Source organism: Streptomyces katrae (genome assembly GCF_000966975.1).
Taxonomy (GTDB): Bacteria; Actinomycetota; Actinomycetes; order Streptomycetales; family Streptomycetaceae; genus Streptomyces; species Streptomyces katrae.
Genome location: NZ_JZWV01001736.1, coordinates 1 through 269, shown reverse-complemented (window position 1 = coordinate 269; position 269 = coordinate 1). Strand labels below are relative to the sequence as shown.

Genomic DNA, 269 nt, shown 5'->3' with positions numbered 1-269 from the left:
TTCTTCGGGATCTCCCCGCGCGAGGCCCTCGCGATGGACCCGCAGCAGCGGCTGCTGCTCCAAGCCACCTGGGAGGCCTTCGAGCGGGCCGGGATCGACCCGAAGGCGATGAAGGGGTCCCGTACGGGCGTCTTCGCCGGGCTGATGTACCGCGACTACCTGACGCGCCTCTCCTCGATCCCCCAGGAACTCGAGGGTTTCCGTGGCACCGCCAGCAGCGGCAGCGTCGCCTCGGGCCGCGTCTCGTACCTGTTCGGGCTGGAGGGCCC

General features: G+C 70.6%; 1 protein-coding gene. It reads left to right on the top strand.

The genetic code is table 11. The features are described from left to right. A partial coding sequence (locus tag VR44_RS40375; RefSeq protein WP_045952682.1) for a beta-ketoacyl synthase N-terminal-like domain-containing protein occupies nt 1–269 on the top strand: 269 nt, incomplete at both ends.